Here is a 26,004-nt window from a genome sequence, read left to right as displayed (position 1 = left end):
TCGATGTGCTTCGCGGCCTTCTGCAGGGTGAAGAACCCGCCCTTGCTGTTGACGGCGAACAGGCGATCGAACTGCTCTTCGGTCACCTCGGCGATAGGTTGATCGATGATCTCGACACCGGCGTTGGCGACCACGATGTCGATCTTCCCGAATGCCTTCACCGACTTCTCGAACAGGCGCTCGAGAGCCTGCAGATCCGAGACATCGGCCTGGATCGCGACCGCCTCCGATCCGAGGTCTTCGACCTCCTGCACAGTCTTTTCCGCGTTGCATCGACTACCCGCGTAGTTGATCACCACGCGGGCACCGAGCGAGGCGTAGCGCAGCGCGATCGCTCGGCCTACCCCTCGGGCCGAGCCGGTAACGACAGCGACCTTGTCCTGCAGATCCGTCACGTCTATCTCCCATCTCTGTAGATAGCTTCAGCGCCGACGATCTCGGTGGTGCTGGCAGTCCAACGGCCGTCGGTGGTGACCGGTCTCGTTCAGTGCCGTCAGGGCACGCCAGGTCTGTCGACACGATAATATCAGGCAGTCGTCTGATAATTTGGAAACAGCAGGTCAAAGGAGGGACACATGGTGCGCCGGGGGCCGGGCAGGCCGAAACGCGACATTCGGACACCCGACCACACGGAGCTCATGCGCCAGGGCTTGCGGGCCTTCGCCGAACTGGGCTACGAGTCGGTCTCGGTGCGCGAACTCAACGACCGCCTCGGCATGGGGCATACATTCGTCCACGACCGGTACGGCACGAAGGAGGCGTTCTGGCAGGCGGTCATCGCGTACGAGGTCCGGATTCTGACCACCGAGCTGACATCCGCCTTGACATCGGTGCCCAACGACGACCTGGACTGGCTGACCCAGGCGGTTCGGGTCTTCCACCGGGTCAGCGCGCATCACCCCCATCTGAACCAAGTGATCGACTACGAGGCCGCCCGCGAATCAGAACGCCTGGACTACCTGTTCACCCTGACCGAACCCCTGAATCAACTCATCAGACCAGTTTTCGACCGGCTCGTCGCCGCCGGGCGCATCCGCGACATCCCCTGGCATGTCTTCCATTTCGCCATCGTCAAACCCGCCCTGCTGTACGGACAGCACCCCTGGGCCCGCAGATTCGGCCGACCCGAAAACACCGATGACAGCGCCGCGATCGCAGAAATCATCCTCCACGGACTATTGACCTGAAACCCGACAGGACCCTTGACGGTGATGGCCAGGCAGTATTCGGTGGCATAGTCGATGACCGCGCAGATTCGCCAGATGCCACCGCCGCTGGTTTCGAATTCACTGAAGTCGGTCTGCCACACTCGAGCGCGTCTGGTCGGCGGATTGTGGAACACCTTGCGCCGCAGCGCCCGCTGCACGGTCGAGGTGGAGACCTCGTAGCCGTCGGCACGCATCAACGCCGCAGATACCGACGTTCATCGAGTCGTGTCCCACTGAGCAGTATCGGCTAGGTCGATTCATCGGGACAATGCACAATCGGTTTCGGACTGATGCATGTGCTTGGGGTCCAGTTCACAGATCGAGAAGTCGCCGCGCATGGTGTAGGCGGCGGTGTAGTCGACTGTGTCCGCGCGCCAGTCGCCGCGGTAACCGGTGAGCTGGAACGGGGCGCCGTTGTTGTCGAGGGTGATCGTCTTTTCGTCAGCGTCGATGGCGTAGGTGATTTTGAGGGTGAACTCGACGGAGGAGCGGGTGACCCGCAGCGGCATCCAAATTACTTCTCGTTCGTCGTTCTCGAGCGTGATCTTCTGCTTGTCGAAGTATGGTTCGCCGAAGACCAGTTCGCTGCGGGGGTCGCGTGAGCCCTCACGCGGGATCGGGTTCGGTTCGTCGAAGTTCAGGGCCATAGGGATCGTCGGGGCCTGTCCCTGCCCGCCCAAGATGAACACGGTGCCACCCAGCGGCTCGGTCCTTCGGTTGATGACTGGAGTGATATCCAGAATGCGGATCTCGTGGTCACGCTGGCCGGTCAGCACGAGCTCGAGGTCAACCGGAGATACACACGCCGCCCGCTCGGTACAGATCGCTGGCGAATTCGTCATCGGCAGCAGCTCCAGACATGGTCATGAACTTGGCTTGTGGCCGGTACCGGCCAGGGACCACCGTGTTGAAGCCGTTGCCGTCGCGATCGGGCATCGTCACGATGGCCGCCAGCTCGGGGCCAGGCGCCTCACTGCCGTTGTTCCGGATGTTCACGAGCACGGCGTAGACGACGAGGAGACCAACAACACCGAATACGGCTGCGGCGATCAGCCAAGGTGTCACCCGGTGCGGCGGGCGCTTATCCGGAGGAGGACGCCAGTTGTTGATTACTTGTCGGCTGTGCGGGCCGCCGACGACGACATGGCTGGCGTGCCGCACATCGACCTGTTGCGGATTCGGCTGTTCAGTATCCTCGTTCAACGGTGAGCCCCCGATCCTCGGGTGTGCTGGCAACGAGGATGTTCGATCCGCGACCAGTCTGCTGCTTCAAGTCGGCGGTCAGCGTGAGGGCGCGGTGTGTGAAGTACGGCTCGAGTTCGGTCTTCAGGGCGATCACGCCATCGGTTTTCAGATCGAGTTCGGTCCACTGTGAACATGGACTCCATATATCTTCGGTGCCTCGGCTCGGTATCAGTCCGCTGCACAGCCAACGAGGGCCAGGTGTACTACCTGAACCGGTTTGCAGGGCCACAACCAGCTTGTACTTACTATCCGGATGACCGGTGTCCACGCGGACGACGATCATTGTCTTGTCCACCACGGGCAGCTCGGTGAGGTGCACGCTGACCGACAGTTCGCGTTGACGGTAGGTCGCGCACAGTCGCGGGATCTGTGAGGATTCCGGCCAGCTCTGACAGCGCTGCTGCGCTGGAGTTGTTTCTGGGGTGAGGATTTCGCGATACCGGTCGCGGAGGTGGTCGATCTCGGCCGAACGGACGGCTTGGATCTCGTACACGGAGTCCAGCAGCCGGGAGTTCCTTTCGACGCACTGCATGTCGAGGGGTTCGGCGGCTTGGCGGCGAATCGCGTCGGTGTTGGTTACCACGGCGACGTTTCCGATATCGAGTGACGCCGATCCGTCGTGGATCAGTGCTACCTGAGCGACGATCAGGTACGGCTTCGATGACGAGATGTTCTGCTGCTCGGGTCCGACCGAGAATGACAGGCGATCGACCGATCCTCCCTTGACCTCGAACCGCATGTCCCGCTTCACCGCGAACGGCCGCGATGGCATCGGCATCGGCAGCTTGGCTGTGTAGTGAGCGCTGATGACCGATGGCCCGGCTCCCGCCTTTGCGCAGTCCTCTAGCTGTTCGGCCAGCAATACCTGCACCTTCGCCGCGGTGATCAGCGCTGGAGCCGAGCCGTTGTTCTTGAGCGTGATATCGGCGTTGGTCGCGCCGATCTTGAATGGTTGCGGTGGGTCACCGGGTAGACCGGTCACTTCGCCGTCGATCTCGTCCGGCTGGGCCACGGCCAGCGCGGCCAGCTCCAGCGCGGGATGGGGCGAATCCGGTAGCAGCGCATAGATCACCGTGGCGCCGGTCAGCACTGTCACCACAATCCCTGCGACGATAAGAAGGCGTGTCCGTTTATCGCGCCAGAAGTGGACGATCTGCTTGCTGTGCGGGCCGACCACGATGTTCTTACCGGTCACGTTTACAGGCTGGCCGGCTCCATCAGTGCCGCGTGTGGTCATTTGTGATTGTGAATGATCTGGAATGCATGCGGACCGGCAGTAACCTGCCCTGCGCTGGTGATATTCACCGTCATGCTGCCCATGCCAGGGATCGGTGCTTCAGCGACCGACTCCGCCGCCTCTGATGACGCATTAGAAACGTCGGCTTCTTGCTGCACATCATCGGTTGCGGTTTCGGATGCATCGCTCGTCCCAACCGACCGTTCAGCATCGGCCGTCGCCGATTCAGCATCGACCCTGGAATCTTTCCGAATGCCCACTTCGATCTCATTCTCTAGTAAGACGGCTGCTAGTTGCCTTTTTATCTGGCTGTTTAACCGGCTGATTGCGTCGCCATCGTCGGGCGGTAATGCATAGTCCTGTACGTAGCGTGCACGTTTGACGTATTCCTGTTTGCGCGAATATTGACTCTCTACGAGGCGAATTTGTGCGGAAGGAAGCGGGACAATCTGGTACATGATCAACGCTGCTTGCTGCCAACTCATGTCTGAATGCGACTCGGGGAGGGAGCCGTGCGGAAGCTGGCCCATAGCTGCCTTTAATACGGAAGCAAGCGCTTCGTCGCGGTGGCCGCCATTCCACAGATCTGGGCACAGCATCGCAACGATCCTGGACAACGTCGGAATTTCGAGCGAGCCCTGTTTGTCGAGGCGCTGGAACACGCGGAAGACTCCGCGCTTACGCACGTCTTCCAGTTCTTTCGTCAGTTTTTCATGATCGTTTCGAACAGGTGCCAGGCCCATGTGGTGAGTATCGCATGTTTGCTGCTGCGACGTTACTCGGTGAGTATTCATCCCATCACCTAGTGGTCGCTTCTCTTAGAACTGTGGACCAAAGACTCTAGCGATCTTTCGAACCACAGACACGGACGGTCTGGCACTCTTCGAAACTGTCAAGTGTTCCACTTCGGATTTGCACCCCGGTTCTACTGCGTGTCGATCCCGAGAACCGGGGTTCGAACCGCGTGTCGAACCGGCCATCGAAACCTATTTCTCGCTTGGCCGCCTTGGAATTCTATTTCTCAGCTTCTCCACTCGGAAAGCTGTTCAGGAAAAGGAGAACGCCTTGGAACTGGCGCTGACGGCGTGGGCATTCCTGATGCTCACCTACCTGATCGTCTTCCCCGACGTGGCCTTCCGTATCCAGATGAAGCTCACCAAGCGCTTCACTCCGGGCAGCCGGAAGCGCTACCGCGGGAAGGGAGGCCGCCGCTGATCTGACACAGCCGATGCGGGGCCGGGACAAGTGCCCGGCCCCGCGCCTTCCCGTCATCCCTTCTTGGAAAGAAATCCGCGCTACGCCCTGAAGAACTTCCGACGCTATGTGATCCAGCTATTCACCCGAGACTCAGTCCGCTCTCTCGTACTGGTCCTGGCCGCTGCCATCCTGCTGTGCAGCTGTGGGTGGGTGATCACACCGTGGTGGCGACTGCGTCCCGGTACGGTTGGGTGCAGTCGATGCCGATTCCGCGTGGGGGTGCACATTGATCGGTCTCAGTGAGAGTGCACCGCATCTGACGTTCGCGATCCATCTGCTGCTGATGTTCATCTGTGCGTGGACGCTGGTGTATTGGCGGCGGCAGGACCTGCTCGACGAGCTCCGTGGGGCGACGATCGGCCTCACGGTCGCGATGACGGTGGCCGGCTTCCAGGTCCTCGGCTACGCCGTGTCGCAGCTGGGTGTGGGCGGCAACCAGGTGGGCAAGATTCTCGGGATGTTTGCGGCGTCGATCGAACTGTCCGGCGTGGCCTTGGCGGTGATCGACGCCCGCATCGTGTCCAAACGCCTGCCGCGCACCATTCCCGGGTTCAGGGTGCTGGCTGCCGCGCCGCTTCCGCTCGCGATCATGGTGGTCTTCCTTGGCTTGTTCACGTTCGTGCTTATCCCGAAGCCGCCGACCATCATCACCGGGACCCAGCCTGACCGAACTGACGAATGCCTGGGCAAGAACATGTGCGACGGGGTGACGTATGTGTGGGGCTTCGCCGACAAGGGCTCCCACATCGATGTCGTCATCAACCGGGGTTCAGAACGGCAATGGGCCGAATCCCACAGTCCGGCCATGTTCCAGGTGAACGACAACTGTCCGGCTGTGATCGAATGGGAGCTGGTGCAGAACTACGGCGAAGTCCAGCACGGCACCATCAATCAGGGCTCGGGCTTGTTCGGAGTCGGCAACTTCGACCTCGGTATCCTGGGACCGTCCGCGGGGCAAAGCCTGCACCTCACCGCCCGGCGCATCGACGACAATGCGTGCCGCGGTGAACTGTTGCTGGCCCTCTGAAGTCTCAGATCACCCACGCTCAGCAGGCGAAACCTTGTCCGAAAGCGTCTCATGGGTCAAGAAGTGGACGAAGGCCATCCTGGAGGGATGCCATCGGCACGATCGACGCTGGAGGGGCGCGGGATCACAATACAGGCCAACACCCAGCAGGCCACGCGACCGGGAGGCCGCGCAACGAGGTATGCATCGCGTCCCTTCTCCCTTTCTGTACTTACTATTCTGCCCCGGAAGGCTGAAAATTGGAGAGCTTGGGAATAGCGCGATAGATGGCAATGGGAACAATTGAGAACCCTGGCGCTTGTGCGACTTCCGACATTCCTATATGGCCGACGAAATTTAGGAAGTTGTTTATCGCTGCTGTCATCATGCCGCGTCGGATCATCTGTCCATCCATCACGTCTTCCATGATGTCGTCTTCGGTATTATTCGGCGGCTCGGCATGGTATCCAATCGTTCCAACTACAGTCCAATCTTGAAACCCGAAACCGTATCGGGCAAAGAGTACGTCCGATTCGGCGTCCAAGTATTGACGCCCTTCCTGCAGGCGTAGCGTTATTCCCGGCCCCTGGACTCCGGCGGGACTCAACAACATAGAAACGCCTTCTGGGTACAGGCCACGCATCACCTTGACCATCCCACGTAACTGCGCGCTATCGGTGAATTGAGACACTATTGAATCAGGTGGAAGGTCGGGAATCTGGTCCTCCAGTGACGGCGGTGAATCTTGCCTCCGCTGCTGGGGCGATCCTTGTTCTTACGCCGATTTCCCGATCCTGCTGGTCGAATGAGGGGATCCGGGGCCTTGGCTCCGACGAGACCGAAGCCCTCTGCTGCTGTGGCGAATCCCGCTATGGTACGCGCGAAATATCGTGGATCGACAAGCCTGCCCTGTGATGTAATTCGCACGAGACTTCCGGCTGGATATTTGCCCAGCAATTTACCGGATGTGAAGTCCTTTCCATCTTGCGTCTGATCGCTGATATCGTGGAGATATCCTTGAGCTTCGAGATCTAACTCGAGCCGCGGAAAGGTCGCGTCGGCGAGGACTCGTCGCTCCATCAGGTCTGATTCGCGATCTTTTCCAACATGTCCGATATTGCGATTTGCTAGCTGGGTGCGAGTTCCCTTCTTCAGTGATTCTTCGATCGCTTCAGGTAGCCCGTCGAAAACCTGACTCGCGAGGCCGTTTACCTTCTCGAGGTCCACGTAAAGATATTCACGAAGTACGTCCACTAAAATTCGCCTTTGCTAAAGCTGGTGTTGGGTTTGGGGGCCCAGCTGCGGATTGCGACTATACTTTAGTATTGCAGCTTGGCCCGTCGAATCCGCTGTGATTAGGGGACGGTGGCGACTGGCCCCCTTATTCCGCCGTCAGGAGGAAGCAGCGGCCAACAGCACCCAGCCGTTGGCTGCAGCGGGCGGCTGCCGGTCGAACTGCGGGAGGCCCCGCCGGGCACGCCGACAGCCGGACAGCTGAGCGGTACATCCATCCGGATCGTCGGGAGATCGCCGGGGCTGGTGACCAGCCGTCGAAGCACCCACGGTCCCGCTCTGCGCGTGGTCGGCAAATTAGAAAAGCCCCCCGACGATGGTCAGAGGGGCTTTCTGCTCTGTCGGGCTGACAGGATTTGAACCTGCGACCACTTGACCCCAGTCATATTCGGACTTTCTATTCGGACATATTGTGCTCGTAATTCTCGTTGTGCTCGCATGAACAATATTAGTTCACTAACTGCTATTGTCGACGTCTTGTGAACGGCTATCGACGCGGGTCCTTTGTTATGGCCAATGCTGCGGCGATCCGCGTTATGTTCTTGTGCGATGATTTCTAATGCTCCGTCGCGGTACCTGCGCCTTTTGTTGAAAGGCCTTCTCGAAGTTTCCGGAATGCTGGTGCATCCTCTTCGAGTATTTCTGTCTCCCGACTCGACTCGGTGTCTTGTCGGCGAAGTATCCACCATGGGTCGACCGGACGGGGCAGACCGTCCCATCATTCGTCGCCATACCTCTGCGGCTGCTTCGGAAACCCGATGTGGCCGATGGGCTTCGCCGATAGCCTGCCTGCATGACTTTCACTGTGTACCTGGCTGATTCGAGCGTCGTCACCTACGGCCGTGGCTACCGTTTCGGGATCGGTCCCAGCGGCTCACTGGCGATCACGGGCAACAATCGGGCCCGGTACTACGCGCCCGGCTACTGGGCCCAGGTCGACGAACATCCCCACGACACCGTGCCTGGAGACCGGCGTGACACCGCGCCGGGAACGCAGGGTGCCGGTAGCGATCGTGTCAGTAGGTACAAGTGGTGGTTTCGGGTTCAGTGATGTTGGCGGCGAGCATCCCGAACGCCGGAGTCCGGGCTCCCGGTGCCGCTGCGCGCCCAGTACGGGAGCCGGTATTCGAACGGACACGCGCATCGCTTGCGTAGGCTGTGTTCGGTTGCGGATCCAGCTGAGCGTTTCTGTTACGAGCGATTACAGGATGGCGAAGGCGAGGGCGGTGGAGGTGATGGCGCCGAGGCCTGCGGCGGCGAGGGCGAGGGGAATTTGGGTTTTGACATGGTCCATGACGTCGCCGCCGCAGGCGAGGGCGGACAGGATGGTTGTGTCGGAGATCGGGGAGACCTGGTCTCCGAACACCGCGCCGCCGACGACGGCGCCGAAGCACAGGTGCAGGTAGATCGGGTTGGGGTCGACGGCGTAGGCGAGTGGCATGGCGAGCGGGAAGACGACGGCGAAGGTGCCCCAGGACGATCCGATCGAGAACGCCACGCCCATGCAGATGGCCATAAGGATGGCGGGCAGCAGCGGGTCCACCACCCAGTCCGAGGTGGTTTCGACGATGTATTTCGCGGTGCCGAGCTGTTTGGACACGTAGCCGAGCGTCACGGCGAGAGCCAGGATCAGCGCGCCGACGGTCACGCCTTTGCAGCCGTCGACGAATCCGTCGATGGCCTCGCCGAGCGGAAGTCCTTTGATCAGTGCGAGCACGATCGCGACGATCACGGCCAGGCCGAATGCCTGGGCGATGAGTACCTCGCCGGTCATGATGTAGGACCCGATGACGATGGTGAGCAGGACGCCCATGGGGACGGCGAAGTCGGCGACGCTGGGTGTGTAGTCCTTCGGCAGCTTCATGGTGACGAGTTCGTCGGAGGTGATCGGCTTCGCGGTCGGGGCGTTGAGCTGTCCGGTGGTGCGGGCACGGTGGATCGCCTGCTTCATGCTCTTGCCGACCCAGGGCAGCTTCCCCCACGCGAACAGCAGCGTCGCCAGCACCGCGAAGATCGCGTAGAAGTTGAACGGGATCGAGCTGATGAAGAACGCGACACCGTCGTCCTCGGTCGCGAACAGCGGCGTGGTCCCCACTACCAGGCCCGCTACGTACAGTGGCCAGGCGTTGAACGGGAGTATGGTCGCGACCGGCGAGGCGGTGGAGTCGACGATGTAGGTCAGCTCCTCCTTGGACACCTTGTGCTTGTCGGTGAGCGGGCGCACGGTGGTGCCGGCGAGGATCGTCGAGATCGTGCCGCCCTGGTGGAAGAGGACCCCGACCAGCCAGCCGAAGACCCGGGCGCTGTTCGGTCCGCGGACCAGCGTGCGGCCCGCCATTTCCGCGAATGCCTGGGCGCCGCCGGTCCGGGTCCACAGGCCGATCATTCCTCCCAGTGCCCACAGGTAGACCAGCAGGATCGTTGCGAACGAGGCGGTGCCCAGCGCCGGGAGCATGAATCCGTCGATGACGTTGTACTGCGCACTGACGACGCCACCGGTGATGACACCGAGGAACAGCGCGGCCACGACGTTCTTGGTGACGAAGACGACCAGGAGGGTGATGAGGGCGGGCAGCAGGCTGAACAATCCGACGTGCTCGCTTTCTCCCGGAACCCTTCCGGGAGAAAGGATTCCGAGGATGATCAACGCCGCAGCCAACGCCGCCACCCCGAGCAGGGCGCGTGAGGGGCGAATTCGTGAGGTGTCCCAGACCTTGCGTGGGCGAGTGGGTGCGACTGTGGCACTCGCTCCGGCTGCGGACAGATCGAGATCTCTACCGGGATCCTGGACCTCGGACTTCGAACCTGCGGTATTCGCGGACATGGCGACCTTTCGATGCGGGACCGACACACACACGGCCCCGGGGACGCGCACACGGTTGCGTGGAGCGAGCCTGCGCGCGGTAGTTATGCGTACTTGATCTCGATCGAGCACTGTCCCGCAGGGGACGCCGACCGTATGAACTACTTCTTGCCACTCGGCCAACGCCCTTCGGACACGTTGTGCCACACGGGCATCCGGTCCAAGGCTGCGAAGCACGGGCCGTGTGGCCGCCGAGTAATTCCTCCGTCGTTTAATGCGCCGTTATTTAACGGTACGATAGCTGATGTGATGAAGTCGTCAGGGACCAACTCTTCCCACCCATGGAGGGCTGTGCACTCTGGGATGCTGCGGACCGCCGCTGCGCTATCGGTTCGCCGTCCCGCTGCTCGAGATGCTGAGCACTGTGAGTCAGGGGCGATGGCCTGTGTTCGCTCGGCGCTCGTGTGACTGCGCTGTGTCTGACACGCCGATGGGTGTGCTCGGTTACGACGAGGGATGGCCCGGATAGGGTCGGGGGCAGGAGTGCCGGGAAGCCTGGTCGGCGAGGCGAACAAACCTGCCCGCGGATTCCAGGAGAAGCCAGTGCGATTCACCGACCAGCTGTTGTCCCATTTCGCGCATCCACGGGGAGCATTGGGTGCGCTCGCCGGGGTGCTCATGGCGCACCGGCGCGACAACATCGCACGGGGACAGTGGGCGGTCGACATGCTCGCGCCCGCGAGGGATGCGCGGGTGCTCGAGCTCGGGTGCGGACCCGGTGTGGCGCTGGCCGGGATGTGCCGACTGGTTCCCGACGGCCAGGTGATCGGTGTGGATTGTTCGCCGGTGATGCTGCGCCAGGCCGCGCGGCGCACCGAGCGCTTCGTGGCATCCGGGCTGCTCGAGTTGCGTCTCGGTGACGCGGCGGAACTCGGCCCGGATCTGGATGGATTCGATCTGATCTACGGCATCAACGTGTGGCACTGCTGGGCCGACTCGGCCGCGGTGGTGGCCGGGTTGGCCACGCGCCTGCGGCCGGGTGGACGGCTGGGCCTGATCTATATGCGGCCTCCCGGCGCGGCCCTGACCCATGGCGAAGCCGCCAGGAGCCTGGCGGCGGACTTTGCTGTCACATCCCTGATTCACCCCGGAACCGAGTGGATGCCACACGAGCCACCGGCCGTACTGGTGAGCGGGCGCCACCCTTCCCGGTAACCGGGTCGCCCACTCGAGTCGCCAGCGGCCGCAGCGCACCGCCACCTGGACTGCGAGTGCGGGGCTGCTGTGAGGGGAAGGGCCGCATAGTTGCCGTGTTTCTCGGGCCGCACTCACCCCGGAGTTCACCACGCCCAGGCTGAGACCAGAGTGTCTCGGCGAGAACGTAGCGTTCGAGTTCGGAAATCGGACTCCTGACACGGCCCTCAGCGTGATTCGACGATGTCCTTCAGCTTCTCGTGCTGTTCGTCGCTGGCGAGCGAGGTCAGACGGTCTTCGATGTGTGGCGGTAATTCCTTGATGCTCAGGGAGATTCCGGTCTTCTCGGAGTGGTGGATGTAGTTCAGCAGGGCCTTCGCGCCGGAGGTGTCCATGTAGTTCACATTTTGCAGGCACAGCGACACGTCGGAGTCAGCGCTTCGCAGCGAGGTGATGACGTGGTCGGCCGACAGGAACGACATCGGGCCGTGGATGCGGTAGGTCTCGGTGTCGTCCTGCACGATCGACGCCCTGCGTTGCCGGGTCTGGACGAAATGCACGATCAGGGAGAGCGCGACGCCCACCGCGACGGCGATGGTCAGGTCGAACACGACGGTGATGATCATCGTCGAGAACAACACGGCGACATCACCTTTGGGAGAGACGTGCACCTTGCGCAGGGTCTCCCAATCGAACATCCCGACCGCGGTCATGATCAGGATCCCGGACAGCACCGCGAGCGGAATGTATTGCACCACAACACCGAGACCGACGACGAAGACCAAGAGGACGACGCTGTGGGTGGCAGCGGAGAACGCGGTGCGGCCCCCGCTCCGGATGTTTACCACGGACCTGACGGTGGCGCCCGCGCTGGCCATCCCGCCGAACAGGCCGCTGGCGATATTGCCGAGTCCCTGGCCGATCAGCTCCTTGTTGCTGCGATGCCGGGTGCCGGTGATGTTGTCCATGACCACCGAGGTCAGCAGCGAGTCGATCGATCCGAGCAGCGCGATGCTGAGCGCCGGCAGCAGCAGGGTCAGGATTGTCGAACCGCCGAGATCCGGGGTGTTGATCGTCGGAATGGCTTCGGGAATCTTGCCGATATAGTCGATCGCCGAGTTCAGGGCCAGCGGCCCGATGCTGATGTTCTCGATCGACGATCCGATCAAAGGCAGTGCGGCCGTGATGAGGACGAGCACGACCAGACTCGCGGGAATCGCTTTGATCAGTTTCCCGGAGACGAGCATGAGTCCGATGGTGACCGCGACCAGCAGGAAGCTTTTCTGCACCTGGTCCAGCTCACCCAGGATGATGATCAGCGCGATCCCGCCCATGAAACCCGAGACCACGGGGTGGGGGATGAACCTGATCAGAGAACCGATCTTGCAGAGCCCGAACAGAATCTGGAAGCCCCCCGCCATGATGAAGGCGACGAATGCGCCCTCGAGACCGTGCGCGGCGATCACCCCGGTCGCGACGACGGTGATGGGCCCGGTCGGTCCGGTCACCTGGCCGGGTGTGCCGCCGAATACCGCGGCGAAGAAGCCTGCGAAGATCGCGCCGTACAAGCCGACGAGCGCACCTTCGGGTGTGCCGGTCGCGGTGATGCCGAAGGCGATGGCCAATGGCAGCGCCACGATCGCGACGGTCAGCCCGGACAAGGATTCTCTGGCGATTCGCTGTAACACCGGGCCTGTACCTCATCTCACGGCTACTCGATCCCGACCTGCTTCGGTTTCGAGTTGCCGACCAGACTTCCCGGCACACCTGGTAGTAAAGATGCCGTAAAGATTCCGTCAAAACAAGCCCCCACTGGCTTGCCCATAGGTTGCGGGCGCCCGAAACAAGGGCGGATGGTAACGAGCTTGTGGTTGCTGGGCTCTTCGAAAACACCGAAACCGGGCGCCGTCACACGAGATCGGCGAAGGACTCCACGCAGGCTATGCTTCCGGAAACGATGAGCTGATCACTGTCGGAGACGATGGTTTCCGGCGTGGTGTAAGTGAATTCGCCGCCGCGGCGTTTGATGGCGACGACCGTGACGTTGAAGTGCTCGCGCAGCCCGCTGTCGGTGAGTGTCATCTCCATCACGGCACGCGTGGCCGTGGTGTGCACAGAGTTCGTGTCTGCCGCGAACGGGTGTCGGCCCGCCGCCTCGGGTGAAGGCGGCGGACCGATGAGGTGCTGTCAGGCGAGGTCGCGGTGGTTGAACCGGTAGGTTCCGGCGGCGACCAGGATGGTGGAGGTGGCGGCGAGGACCGCGATGTCGGTCCAGCCCAGGCCGTTTCGCAGGGGTTCGCTGTCGATGTAGTAGTGGAAGGGCGAGAGGTAGGCGGCCCAGTCCAGGCCGATTTGTCCGCCGAAGGTGTGCGCGGCGTAGGCGGCGACGCCGACGATGGCGGTGATGGCGAAGACGATGCCGCGGCGGCCGAAGGCGGCGCCGATGCCGGTGGCGAGCGCGCCGAAGGTGACGGTCAGCAGGATCAGGTGGACGCATTGCGCGGCGAACTGTCCCGGGCCGATCGCGTCCAGGTCGGCGCCGCCGCGGATGGCGAGCATCGCCAGCCACAGCGCCGTGCCGACGCCGGTGGCGGACAGTACCAGGGCGGCGAATCGCTGCAGGATCAGTGCGGTCCGGGTGAGGGGATGGGCCAGCAGCAGATCCAGGGTGCCTGACTCCTCGTCGGCGGCGGTGACCCGCGCGCCCAGGGCGGCGCCGAAGAACATGGCCAGCAGCGGCACGATCAGCCCGAATACCGTGGAGCCGAGATAGCCTGGCGCGGAGGCGAAGTCATTCATGTTCAAGGCCTCGCGCAGGCTTTCGGGCATGTTCTCGGTCTGGCTGCCACCGTTCTTCGCCATCTGAGGGTAGAAGCTGGCGTACATCGCGGCGGCCCCCGTGATTCCGGCGGTCCACCCGAGCAGGCTGCGGCGATTGACGCGCAGGGTCTTGGTGAGTACGACGGTGCGGGCGGTGGCCACGGCGGGCTCGATCATGGGGGCGACGGCGGTGGAGACGGTGCTCATATCGGTATGTCCTTGTCAGCGAAAAGATTTCGAAGGGGTGTCAGGCGACGGGCTGGGGTGCGGCCTCCGCACCGGCGTAGTGGCTGTGGAAGATCTCATCGAGATGCGGTTCGGTGGTGTGCAGTGTGGTCACCGAGTGCCGGGCGGCGGCCTTGATCACGGCGTCGGGGTCGCCCACCAGTCCCGCGCTCAGGGTGGTGCCGGTGTCGTCGAGTGACGGATCGACCAAGCCGGGCAGGCCGCGGAACTCATCGAGGGAAACCGGTGTGGCGAAACCGATTTCGATGCGCCGGACCGCTCCGGCCCGCAGGTCGGCGACGGTGTCGAGCGCGACCAGATGTCCGTCGCGCAGGATGCCGATGCGGTCGGCGACGGCCTCGACCTCGTCCATGATGTGGCTGGACATGAACACCGTCTGCCCGTTGGCGGCGGCCTCGGTGACCATGTCCAGGAAGGTCTGCTGCACCAGCGGATCCAGCCCGGAGGAGGGCTCGTCGAGGATGAGCAGTTCGGGGGTGTGCATGAAGGCCTGCACCAGGCCGACCTTCTGCCGGTTTCCCTTGGACAGGCTCTTGACGGTCGCCGTCTGGTCGAGCCCGAGCCGGGTGGCGAGGTCGTCGATGCTGTGCTGGGGGACGCCACCGCGCAGATCGCCCAGGAACCGCAGGCAGTCGCGTACCCGCTGGCGCGTGTCGACGACGAAATCCCCTGCCAGATAACCGATTCGGCGGCGCATCTCGACGCCGTCGCGCCGCGGGTCCAGGCCGAGGACCGTCGCGGTGCCGGAGGTCGGCCGAATCAGGTCCAGCAGCAGCCGGATGGTGGTGGACTTTCCGGCGCCGTTGGGGCCCAGGTATCCGAATACCTCGCCCTCGCGGACGTCGAGTGTGAGTCCTGTCAGGCCGCGGCGGGTGCCGTAGGTCTTGGTGAGGTCCCGGATTTCGATGGCGTTGCTCATGTCTCACACTGTAGCGAGATTTCAGAGAGTTGTGAAGGTTAGGAATAGTTGGAGTTGTCTGTATGGTGGTGACATGGACTCCAAGCAGCGACTTCGTGACGCCGCCGAGCGGTTGGCCCTGACTCTGGCTCAAGGCGGGATGCAGAAGACGACGGCGCGGGTGATGACCGCGCTGCTCTATACGGAGCAGGACACGATGACGGCCGCGGATCTGGTCGGGCAGTTGTCGATCAGTACCGGGGCGGTGTCGGCGGCGATCAAGCAGCTGACCCAGTCGGGGATGATCGAGCGGGTGCCCGCACCCGGCAGCCGACGTGAGCACTATCGATTCCCGAAGGGTGCGTGGGCGCGGCTGTATACGCAGCAGAACGCGCTACTGAAGGTCATGAAGGATGCCGCGCAGGACGGCCTGGACGCCGTCGCCGACGACACGCCCACCGCGGATCGGCTCCACGAGATGCAGGACTTCTACGGACATATGGAGCGGGAAATGCCTGCGATCATCGAGGGTTGGCTTCGGGGTTACGAGAACCGTTGAGCCGCACGGTGGTCAGCTCGACAGCACCAAGGGCAGGGCGGCCAGGTATCCGGCCAGCAGCAGCATCGATTCGACCTTGCCGATCCGCAGCACGCGGCGCAGCAGTCCCCAAGCCAGAACCGTCACCGCCGTCATGGCCACGAGAACCACCAAACCGGCGCGGGCAGAGGCGTCGCCCGTGCACAAACCGACGATACCGCCGCCGATGGTGCTGTTGAACAGGTTGCTGCCGAACAGATTTCCTACCAGGAGATCGGTCTCGCCGCGCCGTTGCGCCTGAATCGTAGTGATCAGTTCCGGCACCGAGGTGCCGAGCGCCACGAGTGTGAAGCCGATGACCAACTGCGACACACCGAGATCCGTCGCGATCGCCGCGGCGTTGGCGACCAGCAGCTGGGCCCCGGCCAGGACACCGGCGAGGCCCGCGGTCGCACGGAACGCTTCGAACCAGATGCGATGTGGCCCAGCGACATTGCCGGATACTGGGTCGGCGGTGAACTCGGCGGATTGCTCCGCGAGTGTTCGATTCTTGCGGTCGGTGCGGGCCCATCGGACCAGCAGTGCCAGTGTGGCGGCACCCGCGACCGCCAAGATCAGGCCCGTCCACCGGTGCAGCCCGGTTCCTGCCAGGACGGCGAAGAGCACGACGGCGGCCACCGCGAGCATGGCCTCGCGGCTGATCACCGCGGCGGTCACGGTCACATGTCGGATCAGCGCCGCGACCCCGAGTACCAGGGTCAGGTTGAGGATGTTGGAACCGACGAGGTTGCCCACGGCCATGGCGGGGTTGCCGTCTGCCGCCGCCGCACCCGATACCAGGAACTCGGGCGCCGAGGTGCCCAATCCGATCACGACGACCCCGACCACCGCCGCACCGACCCGCAGCCGCTGCGCGATTCGTGCGGAGCCGAGTACGAGATGGTCCGCGGCGAACGTCAGCAACACCAAACCGGTTGCCGCCCCGAGCAGTTGAACGAACAGTGTCCCTCCCCGCAGTCCAGCTGCCTCATGAGGCAGCGAAACAGTATCTGTAGCTTAACGGCTACTTGATGGGGCTTCCCATCGCCGACAGTGACAGCCGTGTCGATCGCGACTGCGCGATCTGCGTCCGGCGATCGCGTTATCGCGGTACGGTGACCTCGTGCCCGAGTTGACGGTCGTTGTGCTGATCGCGGCATTCGTCGCCGCGTTGCTACTGCTGCGCTGGTATAACCGGGACCACGGCCCGCGGCCGCATCCCGACGCCGACGAACTGGATCATCCGAAAGCGAAGTAGCGCAGCCACAGATACGGTGCCGCGATCGCAATGGTGATCGCGGTGATGACCGCGCCCTTACGCGTGAATTCCCAGAAGGTAATGGGGGTTTCGGCGCGGCGGGCGATGCCGAGCATGACGACGTTGGCGCTGGCGCCGACGGCGGTGAGGTTGCCCCCGAAGTCGGCGCCGATGGCCAGCGCCCACCACAGGGTGGTCCCGTGCTGGTCCATACCGCCGACGAGTTCGGCGACGAGTGGGCTCATGGTGGCGACGTAGGGGATGTTGTCGATGACGCCGGACAGCAGGGCCGACACGACGAGGATCACCATGGTCGCGACCAGGGCGTTGCCGCCGGTGGCGTCGACGGCGAGCCGGGAGAGCCGTTCGATGACACCGGTTTTCACCAGGGCGCCGATCATGATGAACAGTCCGGCGAAGAACAGCAGCGTCTCCCATTCCACCGCGGCCAGGTAATCGCGTTCGGGCAGACCGGAAACCAGCACCAGCGCCCCGGCGCCGAGCAGCGCCACCACCGACGGGTCGACATGGAATACCGCGTGGCCGACGAATCCGGCGAAGACGCCGATCAGCACGAGGCCGCATTTGATCAGCAGCTTCGGGTCGCGGATCGCTTCCCGCTCGTCCAGGGACATGACATCGGCGGCGCGTTCGGGGTCGACGGTGAAACTGCCGCGGAACAACCACGGCAACACCAGCGTGAAGACCAGCAGTTCGACAATGACCAATGGCGCCATGTGCACGAGAAAGTCGTTGAACGCCAGGTCCGCTCGGCTCCCGATGATGATGTTGGGCGGATCGCCGATCAAGGTGGCGGCACCGCCGATATTCGAGGCGAGCACCTCGGCGATCAGGAACGGGACCGGGTTGATGTCGAGGCGCTCACATACGAGGAGCGTGACCGGCGCGATGAGCAGCACGGTGGTGACGTTGTCCAGGAACGCCGACGCCACGGCGGTGATGAGGGTGAGCAGAATCATGACGCGCAGCGGAGAGCCCTTGGCGCGCTTGGCCGCCCAGATCGCCGTGTACTCGAAGACCCCGGTCTGCCGCAGGACACCGACGATGATCATCATCCCGAGCAGCAGGAAGATGACGTTCCAGTCGATACCGGTGTCGTGGGAGAAGAAGCTGTCGGACGAGCCCACGACGCCGAGGGCCAGCACGATGCCCGCGCCCGCGAGGGCGGCTTTGGTCTTGTGGATGCGTTCGGTCGCGATCAGCACATAGGCGGTGACGAAGACGACGACCGCGACGGCGACCTCCATCAGGTCCGCCCGGCCGCGGTCGAGACCGGACCGCCGTCGCTGGTCAGGAGTTCAGGAGTGCGGCGTCCAGCAGGCGCGAGGCGGTGATCACCCCGACCGGTTCCGAGCCTTTCATGACCGCGACCAGCGGGCTGCGGTACCGCGTCATGATGGCCGCTACTTCGATGATGGTGTCGTCGAACTTCGCGGCCGGAACCTTCGCCAGCTGCTCGGGCAGGACGTCGCGGACCTTCTTGCCGCGCAGCTTGCTCGCGGCCCGGTCGCACACCGACTCGTTCAGTACACCGGCCAAGGCGGGATCGTCCTGCACATACTTCGGGATGATGAACCGCACCACCTGCGAGGCGGGCAGCACCGCCTCCGGCCTGCCCTCGGCATCGGTCACGACGATTCCGGGCAGCCGATGCCGGCCATCAACCGAGCCGCGTCCAGCGCATCGGAATCCATCCCGACGACCGGGTACTCCTCGGCCAGCTCTGCAGCATGCACATTCGCAGGATACGACGGCAGAGGGCCTGATCGCCCGTATTGTCTTCGTCAAGATCATCTCAGCGGCGGCCATACGGAAACTCCCAGGTCGTCGTCCGTCGTCCGAGGTTTCGGGCAACGTTCGCCGACCAGACTTCCCGGCACACCAGGTGTAAAGATGCCGTAAGCGGTGTGGTCGAGGCAAGTCGACGGACCGTGCGTCAGGCGGAGGTCGGGACAAGCTGTGCGGGTTCGCGGTCTTGGCGCGTTTCGGTGGCGATGCTGATCTTCCAGCACGGTGGCCTCCAGGTGAGGACGCGGTCGGCGTCGCGGGTGCCGGCGGGATGTTGACGGAGGCGAAAGTCTGTGCGGCGGTGCCGAATGCGATATTCTGGCCGTCGAGGGTGGCGCGGTAGCCGGGGCCAGGCGAGCCGGGCGAAGACCACGCGGCCCCGGTGCCGGAGCTGACCCGCATGTGGCTGGTGAAGTGTCGCGCCGACGGAGGTCGCGGTCACGCCCCGGGTATCGGCGATGAGGCCGTTGCGTGTCGAGATCGGTCCGTCGGCGTATTCGAGCACCGAGATGTAGCGGTCGTGGCCGGGATGGTCGGTCCAGGTCCAGCCTGGTGGGGCAGGGTGATCGCGGGCGTCCGGGTAATGCCGCCGACCCACCCGAGTGTGCCCTGTATGCGGCCAGTGCGGGTTACCTCGCCGCGGTCATCGGTGCTCTCGCCTCCGCTGCAAAGCTATCTGGGTGAAGCGAGGGATATCGCCTTCGGCCTGCCGGATTTGCCGATGCTGGCGCATGTGGCGATCGGGATGGCCGACTTGGCCCACGGACGAGGCAAGCCCGCGCGAGCGTCAGAGATCCTCGGCGTGGCGCACGCGTTGCGGGGAGGCCCAACTCCGGCAACCCCGAGGTCGCGCGGATGACGGAGGTTGTGCGGGAATACCGAGGGGAGTACGAGCGCGGGTGTGGTCTCGACTTCGCGGGGGCTCTCGCGAGAGCCGAGGTCTACTGACCCGCGACTGTCACGCCCGCGCGCTTCTCTCGTTTCGCCACGTACTCGGCGCGGCAGCCTCGGCAGCAGAACGCATACAGCTCGCCGTTTATCTCGAGGGTGGTGGTGTTGTCGTCGAGCGGGACAAGCACCCCGCACACCGGGTCTTTCAGTGCTTTCCCGGTCTCCGCGTCGGCCCGGTACGGGTCACTCAGCATCTCGACGAGGTCCTCGGACCTCACCGTCCGTCCGAGCATTCCGATGCTCCCCTCCGAGACCCCGACGACGTGCACCTGCACGTTCGGCCGACGGTATGGCAACTCGTCGGAGACGATCCGTGTCGCGTAGGAGATCAACGTCTCGCTCATGTCCTTGCGCCACGGTCCCGGAACATGAATACGGACCAGACAGTGCGGAGGATCCTGCTCGGTGAGCGCATGCTCACCGGCGACCCAGATCCGCGGCTCGTGCACCACCACTTGAAACATCGACGCGAACACGGCCGCCGAGCGGGACGCCATCTCCTCTCCCTCATTGCCGGGCTTACCAGCACCCAACTCATGGATCGTGCCCAGACGCTGGGCAATCCGGCCGCGTTGCGCCGGATCGAGCGCACCCTCGGACAAGAACAATTCGATGAATATCATCGTCGATCACCTCCCCGCGCAGCATCGCGGAGCGGTCTGCCGGATCGCTGTCAAATCACTGCCACCGTCGCCCCAACGCGCCGAATGAGGCGAGGGGTTCGAGGCTGAAGCGGCCGAATGCTACGAAGACGGTCACGGCCAGGTAAAGGACCTCGGCGACGACCGTGGATCACAGACCACGCCGGATCCGGACTGCTATCGCGCCGAGATCGACGCGGGCGCGGATGAAGACCGACTGTCGAGAATGGAACTCACGGTGCCGTAAGCCGTCGGAATTCGCCGATGCCAATAGATCTCGCCTGCGCCGTTCGACGTCAGAATTCATCGCTGACGGCCATCATGATTCACCGGCGTTGTCGGCGTCCGGTGGTGAGGGCGGCGAGAGTGGCAAGGGCGAGAACCAGGGTCATGATGGCTGCCATGGGTGCGGGGCTATGGGTGCCGAACAGTCCGACGGCCGGGGAGGCGGCGGCGCCGAGGAGGAATTGCCCGCCGCCGAGGAGCGCGGAGGTGGCGCCGGGGGCGCTGCGTCCACGTTGCTGGGCGATGGTGACCACGGCGGGAAAGAAGACACCGAATGCGGTGAGTGACAACAGAAGACATCCCCAGGTGACGGCCATGGGGGTGCCGGTGGTGGCTGAGGTGAGGAGTAGTAGCGCGGATCCGATGGTGGCGACCGTGGCGCTGACGACGAGCAGCGTTTCCGGCAGCCGGTGCCGGGCCAGGCGTCCGTAGGCAAGGCTACCGAGCATGTTGCCGATGGCGTTGACGCCGTAGACGACGCTGGCTGCGGCGGGGGTGAGGTGGTAGATGTCCTGGAATATGAAGGTCGTACCGGCGATATAGGCGAAAACCGCTGCGCCGCCGAATGATAACGCCAGCACGGGAGCGAGGACAGCCCGGTGGGTGGCCAGGGCGGCGATCACGCGCAGCCCACCGGCGACGCCGCCGGACAGCCGGGCCTGCGGTGGGTGCGATTCGGGAATCCACCGCCAGACGCCGAGGACGAGGAGCAGGCCGAACGCGGCGAGTACCGCGAAGACGCCGCGCCACGGCACGATCAGCAGCAGGGCTCCGCCCGCCATGGGTGCGAGGACCGGTGCGGCGGCGGTGATGGCGCCCAGGCGGGAGTACATCGCGGCTACGTCGTGGTCGTCGAACAGGTCGGCGACGACCGCGCGGGCGACGACGATCCCGGCCGCGCCGCTGACACCCTGCCCGAACCGTGCCACGTCGAGGACCTCGACGGTCGGTGCGAGCGCGCAAGCTGCGGACAGAGCGGTGAATCCGGCGGTGCCCGTCAGCAGGACGGGGCGTCGTCCGACCGCGTCGGAGAGCGGTCCGAGGATCAGTTGGCCGACGATGATACCCGCCAGGAAGCCGGTCAGCGACAGCTGTGCGCCGGAGGCGTCGGTGCTCAGCGAGGCGGCCAGGTCCGGCAGGCCGGGCACGTACATATCGGTGGCCAACGGCGCCGCGCCGCTGAGTCCGGCGAGCACAAGAAGCAGCCGAAGGCGCTGTCCCGCAGCTGGTTTCGACCTCGAGGTCTGCGTCCCGGTCATAGCGCCGGTGCTGCGCCGTCGTCCCGGGACGGGGACTGGGCGCCGGTGGGGATGTCGGTGTCGGCGAGGTCGCGCAGCAGTCCGGCGGCGATGGCGAGAACGCCGCGTTCGGCGTCACTGAGGGTGTGGCGCAGCGCGGCGGCCAGCCAGGCGTTGCCGTCACGCACGTGTTCGCGCAGGGCCTCTTCTCCCGCTTCGGTGATAATGATGTCCTGCCGCCGGGCGTCGGAGTCGTTGCGGGAGCGGCGGATTCGGCCGAGGTCGTCGAGCTCGTTGAGGACGCGGGTCAGCGATTGCACCTGCAGTCCCTCGATCGCCGCCAGCTTCGACGCCGTGAGGGGGCCGCTGTGCGCGAGGTTCGCCAAGACCGACGCGGCCAGCCGGGTCAACGGTCTCCCGCTGCCGGGCTGCTCCGCCCGCAGCCGCGATGACAGCCGTGACACCGCCCACCGTACTGACTCGGCCAACCGCAGATCCTCGGCGGCACGCTTGTCCTCGATATTCACAGTTACAAGTTAAGGCTTACTGTTTTCGTGAGTCAACCCCTTCGGATGAGGAATTTAGCCATGCTTATGCTTAGCAATTTGAGCCCGTGGTGGGTCGCGGCTTCCGGTTCGCGGCGTGGACTCGCACAGGCTCGGTAGCCGGTCGCCGGAAAACGTGGTCGAGGTGGTCGGGAGCGGCGAGGGCATAGTCGGTGGTGCGGTGACCGGCCAGGACGCTGGTGCCCAGGCCGTTGACCATCATCACCAGCCGTGTCGCCTCGAAGGGCGGGTTGATACGGGGGAGCGAGGGTGTCGTGGTCGCGGGCGCGAGTGAGCGCGTCGGTGGTGTGTTCGGTGCGGGCGACGTCGGCGGCGGTACCGAGCGCGACGATGCCCGCGACCAGTTGCGGCCACTCCGTGGTACCACGTCGGATGTAGAGGGCGGCAACGCCTTTCGAGGCGTACATCTTGTGGCCCGCCAGCGTCAGCAGATCCACCCCCAGGGCGCTGACGTCGATGCCGATCGTGGCTGCGGCCTTGCGGCACCGGTGTGCAGCAGGATCCCGCGCTCGCGGGCGATCGCGCCGATCTCCGCGGGTAGTTGCATCGTGCCGATTTCGTTGATGGCAGCACCACCGACGCCAGGATCGTGCCCGGACCGGCAGCGGCGGCGAGTGCGGCCGGATCGACGCGGCCGGCCGGGCCGATCGGACCCGGGTGATGCGGGATCCGTCTGCGGCCAGCCGGTCACAGGTGGCTTGGGTGGTGGGGGGTTCGATCGCGGTGAGGCCGATGTGGTTGCCGCGGCCGGCGGCACGCGAGGCGTAGGCGGTGCCGGTGAGGGCGAGGTGGTTGGCCTCGGTGCCGGAGGAGGTGAACATGATCTCCTCCGGTGCCGCACCGATCCCCACCCCGCGACCTCGCCCCGTGCCCGCTCGACCGCGGCCTTGGCGGCCCGGCCGTGGGTGTGCATCGGGCGGGCACCGATGTGGTGATCGAGCCCGCTTTCGGCCGCACCTTGCGGCCGGAATCGCCGCGCTGTCGATGTCCGGTTCCAGCATCCTCGTCGCCGTGAATGTCCTGGCGCTCAGACGGTTACGGATACCGGACCGATCGTAGCCGTGCGCGTGGCGATCGGTTATCCGCTCCGTCCGAGCCGCTGCACAGGAACCGCCGGTACCGAGACCACATCGGCCGCGGGCCTGAGTCCTTCCCTATTGCGGTGCTGGGCCGTTCGCTGTCGGACGGCCTGGCGGTTGATGACTTTCGGCCGTCTTGGCGGCGGTTGTCGCGCGGGATGCTGAGTCGCACGGATCAATAGACGGCGGAGGTCGGAGTCGTGGGCGAATTCAGTGGCAGAAGCGCGATCGTGACCGGTGGCGCCCGCGGCATCGGGGCGGCTGTGGCACGCGCGCTGGCGAAGGAACAGTTCGGTGTGGTGATCGCCGATCTACTCGAGCAGGAGGGTACGTCGCTCGCCGAGTCGCTCGGCCCGAACGTGACATTCCGCCGGTTGGATGTGACCGACGAAAAGGGTTGGGACTCTGTTATTTTCGATTCCGAGGCGGTGTTCGGGCCGTTGGCGGTGCTGGTCAACAATGCAGGCATCCTGGACTTCGGTGGGGTGGAATCCGAGTCGCCGCGGATGTTCCGGCATGTTCTCGATGTCAACCTGTACGGGGCGTGGCTCGGGATGCACCGGGCCGGACCGCGACTGCGCGCGGCCGGAGGCGGAGTGATCGTCAACGTATCCTCCACTGCGGGTTTGATGGGGTATTCGGGGATCGGTGCATATGTGGCGAGCAAGTGGGGACTGCGTGGCCTAACGAAGACCGCGGCGCTCGAGCTCGGCCCGGCGAATGTGCGCGTGTGCTCGGTGCATCCGCGTCCTATCCATACTCCGATGACCGCCGTCATGGATGAATCTGTCGCTGCCGGACAGCCTTTGGCTCGATTCGGGGAACCGGACGAGGTGGCGGCGATGGTGCGGTTCATCGTCACCGAGGCGACGTTCTCGACCGGGGTGGAGTTCGTGTGTGACGGCGGCGCCACCGCCGGTCAAGTTCTGACCGCGACCGTGGGCTCCCAGACGGCGGCGGGTTCCCGCAGATGATTGCCCGGGTCGGCTGGGCCGCAACCAGGTCCGTCTCCGTTTCGGCGACGCCGCGGCGTGCCCTCGACGAGGTCGGGCATCCGCTATGAGACCGGGACATGAGGTGTGGGAGATGTCGCCCTATCGGTCCATGCTGTTGCGGGCCTGGCGTGCTCGGCCGTGGAACGGCAGTCGGCTGATGCGTCCAACGGATCGGCTGGAAGGCCTGATACGGATTCTGGCGATCGTGGTGGTTCTGGCCGCTGTCCCGCTGTGCGGGGCACTCGGCACGGCGCGCTACACCGCCGCCCAGTCGGAGATTCGCGCCGAGAACTCGGAGAAGGCCGAAGTGGTGGCGGTGGTGACGAGTGATCCGGAGCGGGTGACATCGGTGACCACTCATGAGGTGTACGACAACCGTCACGAGGCCGCCGTACGGTGGAATCTGGATGGTGTCGCCGGTGCGGCGACCGTCGAGGTTCCCGCCGCCGCGGCACCCGGTGACGAGAGGACCGTGTGGCTCGGGCCGGACCGGAGCCCGACCGAGCCGCCGTCGCCCGCGAGTGTGGCGGCATGGCGCGGAATCGGCCTGGGCCTGGCTGTTCTCATCGAGGCGTGGGCCGTCGCGGCTGTAGTCGTGTGGCTGACCACGTGGCTGCTGAGCCGCCGCCGCGAGGCCGGTTGGGAGCGGGAGTGGCGGCAACTGAGCCGCCCGATCGGACAGGACCAATGACGACCAATCGACACAGGAGGAGAGCACGATGACCGACTCGACGCAGACGAGGGATCCGAACCCACCGGTCTTGGCGGCCGTCGACGGCTCGGCGGTGTCCTATCACGCGGCGGCGTGGGCCGCGGCCGAGGCCGCCCATCACGGATGTCGGTTGCATCTGGTGATCTCGGCGGAGATCCCGCTCGGCTTCGGCCCGGTACCGCCGCTGACCGACGCCGATCTGGCGTGGCGGCGTACCGATGCCGAGCGGGTCCTGACCGAGGCGAGCCGGATCGCCCGCGTCGCCGCTCCCGGTGAGGCGCTGGCGATCAGCACCGAGGTGACGACCGAACCGATCATCTCGCATCTGATCGTCGAGTCTCGCCGGGCGCGGATGCTGGCGGTCGGCAGCCGCGGGCTCGGCGCGATCCGGCGGGGCCTGATGGGCTCGGTCAGCACGGCGCTGATCCGGCACGCCCACTGTCCGGTCGCCGTGGTGCATTCGGTGTCGGCCACCGACGCCGTCTCGACGGGCAAGCCGGTACTGGTCGGGGTGGACGGCAGCGAGAACAGCGAGCCCGCAGTCGAACTCGCCTTCGAGGAAGCCTCGCGACGCAAGGTCGAACTGGTGGCACTGCATGCCTGGTCGGATGTGAGCGCGGGACTAGTACTCCAGCATCACTTTGTAATGTAATCGGTGTCGGCGCTGGTAGTGGGCCTGTTTGGCG

The 26,004-nt window shown here is 64.6% G+C and carries 27 protein-coding genes and 2 pseudogenes; 10 read left to right on the top strand and 19 right to left on the bottom strand.

Annotation, left to right across the window (positions count from 1 at the left end; translation table 11 throughout):
* Positions 1 to 23 precede the first annotated feature (23 nt).
* A pseudogene (locus ACYVLQ_RS19795) lies at positions 24 to 395 on the bottom strand (SDR family NAD(P)-dependent oxidoreductase); the annotation flags it as partial.
* A gap of 180 nt (positions 396 to 575) precedes the next feature.
* Here ACYVLQ_RS19795 and ACYVLQ_RS19790 point away from each other — a divergent pair.
* Complete coding sequence (locus ACYVLQ_RS19790; RefSeq protein ID WP_460698986.1) at positions 576 to 1,187, top strand: TetR/AcrR family transcriptional regulator; 612 nt, start codon at positions 576 to 578, stop codon at positions 1,185 to 1,187.
* Positions 1,188 to 1,465: 278 nt separating this feature from the next.
* Here the strand turns inward: ACYVLQ_RS19790 and ACYVLQ_RS19785 are convergent, their stop codons facing one another.
* The 4 genes from ACYVLQ_RS19785 to ACYVLQ_RS19770 are packed head-to-tail and all read right to left on the bottom strand — an operon-like array spanning position 1,466 to position 4,433.
* Positions 1,466 to 1,984, bottom strand: a complete 519-nt coding sequence (locus ACYVLQ_RS19785) for a hypothetical protein (protein WP_460698985.1) — start codon at positions 1,982 to 1,984, stop codon at positions 1,466 to 1,468.
* A 10-nt stretch (positions 1,985 to 1,994) separates the two neighbouring features.
* Entirely contained in the window at positions 1,995 to 2,411 is a 417-nt protein-coding gene (locus ACYVLQ_RS19780; RefSeq protein WP_460698984.1) for a hypothetical protein, read from the bottom strand.
* A complete protein-coding gene (locus ACYVLQ_RS19775) occupies positions 2,395 to 3,648 on the bottom strand; it encodes a hypothetical protein (protein ID WP_460698983.1) in 1,254 nt (417 codons plus the stop codon). The genes ACYVLQ_RS19780 and ACYVLQ_RS19775 overlap by 17 nt, the downstream gene beginning before the upstream one ends.
* Before the next feature lie 38 nt (positions 3,649 to 3,686).
* Positions 3,687 to 4,433, bottom strand: coding sequence for a hypothetical protein (locus ACYVLQ_RS19770; protein ID WP_460698982.1), 747 nt, complete (start codon positions 4,431 to 4,433; stop codon positions 3,687 to 3,689).
* 322 nt (positions 4,434 to 4,755) lie between these two features.
* Between ACYVLQ_RS19770 and ACYVLQ_RS19765 the strand changes: the two genes are divergently transcribed.
* Positions 4,756 to 4,905, top strand: coding sequence for a hypothetical protein (locus ACYVLQ_RS19765; protein WP_460698981.1), 150 nt, complete (start codon positions 4,756 to 4,758; stop codon positions 4,903 to 4,905).
* A 268-nt stretch (positions 4,906 to 5,173) separates the two neighbouring features.
* Positions 5,174 to 5,974 (top strand): hypothetical protein, encoded by an 801-nt coding sequence (locus ACYVLQ_RS19760; RefSeq protein ID WP_460698980.1) that lies wholly within the window; start codon positions 5,174 to 5,176, stop codon positions 5,972 to 5,974.
* A gap of 214 nt (positions 5,975 to 6,188) precedes the next feature.
* Here ACYVLQ_RS19760 and ACYVLQ_RS19755 read toward each other — a convergent pair whose 3' ends face one another.
* Together ACYVLQ_RS19755 and ACYVLQ_RS19750 are read right to left on the bottom strand one after the other, a co-directional pair.
* Positions 6,189 to 6,644, bottom strand: coding sequence for a hypothetical protein (locus ACYVLQ_RS19755; RefSeq protein ID WP_460698979.1), 456 nt, complete (start codon positions 6,642 to 6,644; stop codon positions 6,189 to 6,191).
* Positions 6,644 to 7,207 carry a DUF6414 family protein gene (locus tag ACYVLQ_RS19750; RefSeq protein ID WP_460698978.1) on the bottom strand — a complete coding sequence of 188 codons (564 nt, stop codon included), beginning with the start codon at positions 7,205 to 7,207 and terminating at the stop codon, positions 6,644 to 6,646. The genes ACYVLQ_RS19755 and ACYVLQ_RS19750 overlap by 1 nt, the downstream gene beginning before the upstream one ends.
* A gap of 832 nt (positions 7,208 to 8,039) precedes the next feature.
* Here ACYVLQ_RS19750 and ACYVLQ_RS19745 point away from each other — a divergent pair.
* The gene (locus tag ACYVLQ_RS19745) at positions 8,040 to 8,297 is read left to right on the top strand and encodes a hypothetical protein (RefSeq protein ID WP_460698977.1); all 258 of its coding nucleotides are present in this window, start codon (positions 8,040 to 8,042) and stop codon (positions 8,295 to 8,297) included.
* Between the two features lie 150 nt (positions 8,298 to 8,447).
* On the opposite strand, the gene ACYVLQ_RS19740 is transcribed toward ACYVLQ_RS19745, so the two are convergent.
* The gene (locus tag ACYVLQ_RS19740) at positions 8,448 to 9,905 is read right to left on the bottom strand and encodes a Na+/H+ antiporter NhaC family protein (RefSeq protein WP_460698976.1); all 1,458 of its coding nucleotides are present in this window, start codon (positions 9,903 to 9,905) and stop codon (positions 8,448 to 8,450) included.
* Between the two features lie 747 nt (positions 9,906 to 10,652).
* On the opposite strand from ACYVLQ_RS19740, the gene ACYVLQ_RS19735 reads away from it, so the two are divergent.
* Positions 10,653 to 11,264: a class I SAM-dependent methyltransferase gene (locus tag ACYVLQ_RS19735; RefSeq protein WP_460698975.1), complete on the top strand. Its 612-nt coding sequence runs from the start codon at positions 10,653 to 10,655 to the stop codon at positions 11,262 to 11,264.
* Positions 11,265 to 11,470: 206 nt separating this feature from the next.
* On the opposite strand, the gene ACYVLQ_RS19730 is transcribed toward ACYVLQ_RS19735, so the two are convergent.
* From ACYVLQ_RS19730 to ACYVLQ_RS19715, 4 genes are all read right to left on the bottom strand, one after another.
* Positions 11,471 to 12,931: a SulP family inorganic anion transporter gene (locus tag ACYVLQ_RS19730; protein ID WP_460698974.1), complete on the bottom strand. Its 1,461-nt coding sequence runs from the start codon at positions 12,929 to 12,931 to the stop codon at positions 11,471 to 11,473.
* A 220-nt stretch (positions 12,932 to 13,151) separates the two neighbouring features.
* Entirely contained in the window at positions 13,152 to 13,325 is a 174-nt protein-coding gene (locus ACYVLQ_RS19725) for a TrkA C-terminal domain-containing protein (protein ID WP_460698973.1), read from the bottom strand.
* Between the two features lie 105 nt (positions 13,326 to 13,430).
* Positions 13,431 to 14,270 carry an ABC transporter permease subunit gene (locus ACYVLQ_RS19720; protein ID WP_460698972.1) on the bottom strand — a complete coding sequence of 280 codons (840 nt, stop codon included), beginning with the start codon at positions 14,268 to 14,270 and terminating at the stop codon, positions 13,431 to 13,433.
* Positions 14,271 to 14,310: 40 nt separating this feature from the next.
* Entirely contained in the window at positions 14,311 to 15,228 is a 918-nt protein-coding gene (locus ACYVLQ_RS19715; RefSeq protein WP_460698971.1) for an ABC transporter ATP-binding protein, read from the bottom strand.
* Positions 15,229 to 15,301: 73 nt separating this feature from the next.
* Between ACYVLQ_RS19715 and ACYVLQ_RS19710 the strand changes: the two genes are divergently transcribed.
* A complete protein-coding gene (locus ACYVLQ_RS19710) occupies positions 15,302 to 15,766 on the top strand; it encodes a GbsR/MarR family transcriptional regulator (protein WP_460698970.1) in 465 nt (154 codons plus the stop codon).
* A 12-nt stretch (positions 15,767 to 15,778) separates the two neighbouring features.
* On the opposite strand, the gene ACYVLQ_RS19705 is transcribed toward ACYVLQ_RS19710, so the two are convergent.
* Positions 15,779 to 16,735 carry a calcium/sodium antiporter gene (locus tag ACYVLQ_RS19705; RefSeq protein WP_460699058.1) on the bottom strand — a complete coding sequence of 319 codons (957 nt, stop codon included), beginning with the start codon at positions 16,733 to 16,735 and terminating at the stop codon, positions 15,779 to 15,781.
* 172 nt (positions 16,736 to 16,907) lie between these two features.
* On the opposite strand from ACYVLQ_RS19705, the gene ACYVLQ_RS19700 reads away from it, so the two are divergent.
* Complete coding sequence (locus ACYVLQ_RS19700; protein ID WP_460698969.1) at positions 16,908 to 17,042, top strand: hypothetical protein; 135 nt, start codon at positions 16,908 to 16,910, stop codon at positions 17,040 to 17,042.
* Here ACYVLQ_RS19700 and ACYVLQ_RS19695 read toward each other — a convergent pair.
* The 6 genes and pseudogenes from ACYVLQ_RS19695 to ACYVLQ_RS19670 form a co-directional block, all read right to left on the bottom strand.
* On the bottom strand, positions 17,024 to 18,310 hold the full coding sequence (locus ACYVLQ_RS19695) for an ArsB/NhaD family transporter (protein WP_460698968.1): 1,287 nt from the start codon (positions 18,308 to 18,310) through the stop codon (positions 17,024 to 17,026). The genes ACYVLQ_RS19700 and ACYVLQ_RS19695 overlap by 19 nt on opposite strands.
* 43 nt (positions 18,311 to 18,353) lie before the next feature.
* Positions 18,354 to 18,799: pseudogene (locus ACYVLQ_RS19690) on the bottom strand (CBS domain-containing protein).
* A 993-nt stretch (positions 18,800 to 19,792) separates the two neighbouring features.
* Positions 19,793 to 20,425 (bottom strand): hypothetical protein, encoded by a 633-nt coding sequence (locus ACYVLQ_RS19685; protein WP_460698967.1) that lies wholly within the window; start codon positions 20,423 to 20,425, stop codon positions 19,793 to 19,795.
* Positions 20,426 to 20,769: 344 nt separating this feature from the next.
* The gene (locus tag ACYVLQ_RS19680; RefSeq protein WP_460698966.1) at positions 20,770 to 21,987 is read right to left on the bottom strand and encodes a multidrug effflux MFS transporter; all 1,218 of its coding nucleotides are present in this window, start codon (positions 21,985 to 21,987) and stop codon (positions 20,770 to 20,772) included.
* Complete coding sequence (locus ACYVLQ_RS19675; protein WP_460698965.1) at positions 21,984 to 22,493, bottom strand: MarR family winged helix-turn-helix transcriptional regulator; 510 nt, start codon at positions 22,491 to 22,493, stop codon at positions 21,984 to 21,986. The genes ACYVLQ_RS19680 and ACYVLQ_RS19675 overlap by 4 nt, the downstream gene beginning before the upstream one ends.
* Positions 22,494 to 22,525: 32 nt before the next feature.
* The gene (locus ACYVLQ_RS19670) at positions 22,526 to 23,353 is read right to left on the bottom strand and encodes an aminotransferase class V-fold PLP-dependent enzyme (RefSeq protein WP_460699057.1); all 828 of its coding nucleotides are present in this window, start codon (positions 23,351 to 23,353) and stop codon (positions 22,526 to 22,528) included.
* 458 nt (positions 23,354 to 23,811) lie between these two features.
* Between ACYVLQ_RS19670 and ACYVLQ_RS19665 the strand changes: the two genes are divergently transcribed.
* The 3 genes from ACYVLQ_RS19665 to ACYVLQ_RS19655 all read left to right on the top strand — a co-directional run bounded on the left by ACYVLQ_RS19665 (position 23,812) and on the right by ACYVLQ_RS19655 (position 25,970).
* A complete protein-coding gene (locus tag ACYVLQ_RS19665) occupies positions 23,812 to 24,585 on the top strand; it encodes an SDR family NAD(P)-dependent oxidoreductase (RefSeq protein ID WP_460698964.1) in 774 nt (257 codons plus the stop codon).
* 112 nt (positions 24,586 to 24,697) lie between these two features.
* Positions 24,698 to 25,297: an Rv1733c family protein gene (locus ACYVLQ_RS19660; protein ID WP_460698963.1), complete on the top strand. Its 600-nt coding sequence runs from the start codon at positions 24,698 to 24,700 to the stop codon at positions 25,295 to 25,297.
* A 28-nt stretch (positions 25,298 to 25,325) separates the two neighbouring features.
* Complete coding sequence (locus ACYVLQ_RS19655; protein WP_460698962.1) at positions 25,326 to 25,970, top strand: universal stress protein; 645 nt, start codon at positions 25,326 to 25,328, stop codon at positions 25,968 to 25,970.
* Positions 25,971 to 26,004: the final 34 nt, after the last annotated feature.

Source organism: Nocardia thraciensis (assembly GCF_054782435.1).
The sequence above is the reverse complement of the archived record's forward strand: the minus strand, read 5'-3'. Positions and strand labels throughout refer to the sequence as shown.